The following is a 4,788-nucleotide window of genomic DNA, read 5'->3' as shown; positions in this document are numbered from 1 at the left end:
CCCGGCGGCTCTTACCCTCCGGGTTGCCGTTCTTGAAGTAGTCCTCCATGGCGCCGGGACGCGCGACGACCTCGAAGGTGGGGTTGGGAATGTATTCGCTGATCTGGCCGAGGACCGCGATCTTGGTGCGCCCGTTGATCTCGACGTACTTGATGGTCCCCTCGTACTCGGCAGGGAGGAACTTGGTCAGCGCCTCCTTGGTTTCGTAGAGGTGATTGTCCGCGTCGAACAACTGATACGGCAGATCCAGCTGCGTCATGAGAGCCTCCTTGTTGGTTAGTGAGAATCATATTCTCACAAGATGCGCATGGCAATATTCAGTCGCTACATTTGCGTCCAGACGGCCTTGGTCTGCAGGTAGGCCTCCAGGCCCGCCTTGCCGGACTCGTAGCCCCAGCCCGACTGCTTGTATCCGCCGAAGGGCATGGAGTGGTCGAAGACCATCTGGCAGTTCAGCGAGATGGTTCCGGCCTGCAGTTGTTTGGCCAGTCGGTGGCCACGGCCGATGTCCTTGGTCCAGACGGTGGCGGCCAGACCGTAGGAGCTGTCGTTGGCCATCGCGACGACCTCCTCTTCGGTGTCGAAGGGCAGGACCGTGACGATCGGGCCGAAGATCTCCTCGCGGTAGAGGCGGCTGGTGGCGGGGTCGACATTGGTGGCCACGGTGGGGTGCACGAAGTACCCGGTTCGATCGAGACGCTGACCGCCGGCCACGAACTCGATGCCCTCGGATTTGCCCTGATCGACATAACCCAACACCCGGGTGAGCTGCTTGGCGCTGATCAGTGGGCCGGCCATGGTGCCCTCTTCCCTGGGCCCACCCATCTTCATGTTGTCGGCCAGGTTCGCGATGCCCGCCACGACCTTGTCGTAGGAGCCGCGTTGCACGAAGACGCGCGAACCGCACACACACGCCTGACCCGAATGCACGAAGGCGCCGAAGCCGGCCATCATGATCGCCATATCGAGATCGGCGTCGTCGAAGATCAGCACCGGCGATTTGCCGCCGAGTTCGAGGGTGATCTTGTTGAGGTTGCTCGCCGCCGAGGCCGCCACGATCGCCCTGCCGACCTCGGTGGAGCCGGTGAAGGCGACCTTGTCCACGTCAGGGTGCGCGGTGATCGCCGCGCCGGTGGTGTGTCCGTAGCCGTTGACCAGATTGACCACGCCCTCCGGTACGCCGGCCTGGGCCAGGAGCCGGTCGAGTACCAGCGCCGAAAGCGGAGTCTCCTCGGCGGGTTTCACCACGCTGCTGCACCCGGCCGCGAGGGAGGGGGCGACCTTTGCGCAGTAGTTGAAGACCGGCCCGTTCCACGGGAAGATCAGCCCCACGACATCGTAGGGCTCCTTGAGGGTGTAGCCGTGCTGCCGCGATTCCACGCCGGTGAGCCCGCCGGCGTTCACGTCGTGGGCGATGCCGTCGATCTTCGTGCACCAACCGGCGTAGTAGCGGAACCATTCCGAGCCGATGCCAACGGTGAGCGCGGCCTGGTTCTGTGGGATTCCGGCGTTGGCCGATTCGAGGTCGGCCAGCAGCTCGGTGTTCTCGTCGATCAGATCCGCGACGCGCCAGAGGATCTTGGCTTTCTCGCTGCCCGCCAGGTTCTTCCAGATGCCGGATTTCGACGCCGCTTTCGCCCGTGCGACGGCTTCGTCGACGGCTTCGGAGCCGCCGTCGGTGAATTCGGTGAGCTGTTCCTCGGTGACGGGATCGACGACGGGGATCGCGTCTCCGGTGCCCGGTCGGTTGCGGATCTCGTCCAGCACATTCTGCACGGTCATGGCGTAACTCCTCGCATGTCAGCGGTGACTCGAGCGCAACGGATTCGGTACGCGGATCCACCGTCGTCGCAAGGTTAGGCGCATAACCATCGAGGTGTCCAGACCCCAAATCGGCTCCGGTGAGGAACGGGGAAGCTAGGTGGAAGCCCGCACGATGAGGCGGGCGACATCGGTCGGCTGTGGCGCGGGCGGTGCCGGATATCCCAGTTCGGTGAGGACAGCGGCGATCGCGGCATCGGCCACCGCGGCGGGGATGTACTCCACCGTCGTCAGCGGCGGATCACACAGCGCCCCCATGGGATTGGCCTCGATGCCGATCACGGCGAGGTCGTGCGGGCAGCGCAGACCCGCCTCCCGCAGACCGTGCAACACCAGACCCGCGATCTCGTCGCTCTGCGCGCAGACCGCGGTCACCCCGTCGCGCACCCACCTGGTGACCAGCTCGGCCGCACCGCTCGCGGTCACCTCGTCCACGGTGATCGGCGGCAGATCGTGCGCACGCGCGGCGTCGACGATTCCCTGGAGCCAATAGTCGCCGAGGGCACGCCATTTGGCGATATCGGTGCGTCCGAACGCGATCTTGCGATGTCCACGCGAGACCAGGTGCCCCACGCGCATCGCCCCGACGGTGAGCAGGGGATCGCCGAGCGCGGGCAGCAGCCCGATCTCGATCAGGGGAACCTTCGCGGCGCGCACCTTGCCGCGCGCGTCGCTGCTCAACGGGAACAGGCTCACCACCGCGATCGGATCGAGATTGTCGATCGCGTCGATGATGCGTTCGTAGTCCTCGGTCTCGAAGATCTGCACCTGGAGCAAACCGTATTGCGCGAGCGCGGCGGCCATCAGGCTGCCCGCCTGAATCGGCATGTCGCCCACCGCGACTCGCGGCAGGATCGAGAGCACTACCCCGCTCTCGCCACGCGCGAGATTTCGGGCGGCGACATTGGGGCGATAGCCGAGTTGTCCGGCGGCGCGGTAGACAGCCTCCCTGGTGCGTGCGGAGATGCGTTTGCCCGCGGAGTTGTTCAGGACGTAGCTGACGGTCGCGGTCGACACGTTCGCCAGCCGGGCGACGTCGGCGTGGGTGGGCCGCGCACTTTTGCCGACACTCGTCGCGTCAGGATCGGGAGCGGCCATGCACTCATGATGGCACCGTCACCGGGGACCCGGTGTGTAGGGGCCGCCGTACGGCGTGGGAACGGTCAGCGGCCCCACCGGGGCCTGCTCGGCGGTCTGCAAGGGGTCGACGGGGGGTGGCGGGGGAACGGGGTCATCGGCCGGACGCGGAGCATTGCGAGCGCCGCGCGGCATGAGGGTGGGATCCGGATCGGTGCAGTCCGCGTGCAGGTAGGGCTGCGCGTAGTCGGGGACCGAGCCGGCCCGCCGCGGCACGTTGTAGTCGCAGGCGTAGCGGGAGTAGATGCTGGCCAGTGCCCAGACACCGCCGTCGTGGAACGCCGAGGCCACCGCGTCGAGGGCGGATCCGGCGCGCTGGCGGGGAAAGAAGAACTCCTCGAGGGCGGGAATCCGGGAGTAGGCGACCTGCGAGACGGTGACGAGATTGCCCAGCAACTGCACCATCGTCGGTGAGTTCTGCGCGAGGATGGTGTCGAGTTCGGTCAGCAGCGGTGGTGTCTGCGCCAGCAGTTGTTCGTAGCCGCCGGTCATCGCCGCCATGCCGCCCGTCACCGCGGCGAGGTTCGCCGAGGTGTCCCGCAGGACGGTGCGCCCGTCGTGCAGGGTCGCCAGCACGACTCGGCTGTTGCGCAACAGGTTCACGGTGTTGGGCAGCACCGTGTCGAGCGTGGAGATGAGGAACGTGCCACCGTCGATGATGTCGGCCAGTTTGTCGGGCCCGGCCGGACCGACACCCAGTTCCCGCGAGATGGTCGCGAGCCGGTCGGGATCGATCTGGGCGAGGGTGCCGCTGAGGCTTTGCAGCATGTCCGCCATCGGTACGGGGGTGGCGGTGCGATCGGCGGTGACCAGCGCTCCGTCGGTGAGATACGGGCCGTCGTTGCTCGCGGGCAGGAAGTCGAGATACTGCTCGCCCGCCGCGGACAGGGCCGCCGCCCGCACCTGCCCCGACACCGAGATCCGCACATTCTCGTCGATGGCGGCGACCGCGATCACCTTCTGGTCGACCACCCGCACCGAGTCCACGCGCCCGACCCGCACGCCACGCAGGGTCACTTCCTGTCCCGGCAGCAGCCCGCCGGACTGGGTGAGTTCGACGCGTACCCGATACGGGTGATCGAGCGGATCGACGCCGAAGGTGGACAGGATCAGGTGCGAACAGGCACCGGTGAGGATGGCGAGCAGTCCGAGCAGCGAGACCACCGCCCGATGCCGGTGTGCGGCCCGGACGACCCCGACGAGCGCGCGCGCCGGTGTTTCCATCCGGCTCGGCCGGGGTGTCGTGGTCATCGTGGTGCTCCTGCCAGCCGGACGCCCAGCCGATCGATCATGTGCTGGAGCGAGCCGACGAAGGCGGTCCAGTCGGTGATGTCAGGGGCCCGGCCGCCGACACCGCCCGGATTCGCCGGGTCGGGAATCGCGAGCTGGGCGACATCGACCGCGACGTGCCCGTTGGGACCACTGATCATCTTGAGCACGATCTTGATCATCTCGTTCACCGAGTCGAGGTCGGCCTCCGGATTGAGGGCCGCGGCGTTGAGCCCGGCGGCCAACTGGTTGATGTTGGCGGCCATGCTCGTGGTGTTGGTGCCCGCGACACTGGGGAACCGCGCGAGCTGGGTGGCGATCGTATGGACGCGATCGACCAGAGTGACCAGGGAATCGGTGTTCTCGGCGAGGACCTCGGCGGCCGGTCCGGCCGCGGCCACGGTGTCGGCGAGGGTGGACTGCTGGGCCGCCACCGTCGCGCTGAGATCGGCCGCGCCGTGCAGGACGCCGTTGATCTGGTCGGTGCGATCGGAGAGGCCGCGCAACAGTGTTCGGGTCTCGTCGAGCAGCGCGGCGAGCCGGTCACCGCGGCCGCCGACG

Annotated in this window: 4 protein-coding genes and 1 pseudogene; all 5 read right to left on the bottom strand. The window is 67.3% G+C overall.

Features of this window, described 5'->3' with window-relative positions; genetic code table 11:
• Nucleotides 1–259 (bottom strand): annotated as a pseudogene (locus tag ACFWF3_RS24670) (amidohydrolase); the annotation flags it as partial.
• A gap of 65 nt (nucleotides 260–324) precedes the next feature.
• Complete coding sequence (locus ACFWF3_RS24665) at nucleotides 325–1,782, bottom strand: aldehyde dehydrogenase family protein (RefSeq protein ID WP_379315545.1); 1,458 nt, start codon at nucleotides 1,780–1,782, stop codon at nucleotides 325–327.
• A gap of 135 nt (nucleotides 1,783–1,917) precedes the next feature.
• The gene (locus ACFWF3_RS24660) at nucleotides 1,918–2,919 is read right to left on the bottom strand and encodes a LacI family DNA-binding transcriptional regulator (RefSeq protein WP_379315543.1); all 1,002 of its coding nucleotides are present in this window, start codon (nucleotides 2,917–2,919) and stop codon (nucleotides 1,918–1,920) included.
• Nucleotides 2,920–2,937: 18 nt separating this feature from the next.
• Nucleotides 2,938–4,209: an MlaD family protein gene (locus tag ACFWF3_RS24655; protein WP_379315541.1), complete on the bottom strand. Its 1,272-nt coding sequence runs from the start codon at nucleotides 4,207–4,209 to the stop codon at nucleotides 2,938–2,940.
• A partial coding sequence (locus tag ACFWF3_RS24650) for an MCE family protein (RefSeq protein ID WP_379315539.1) occupies nucleotides 4,206–4,788 on the bottom strand: 583 nt, incomplete at its 5' end. The genes ACFWF3_RS24650 and ACFWF3_RS24655, both read right to left, overlap by 4 nt.

Origin of the sequence: Nocardia sp. NPDC060220 (assembly GCF_042727815.1) — a bacterium.
GTDB lineage: Bacteria > Actinomycetota > Actinomycetes > Mycobacteriales > Mycobacteriaceae > Nocardia.
The sequence above is the reverse complement of the archived record's forward strand: the minus strand, read 5'-3'. Positions and strand labels throughout refer to the sequence as shown.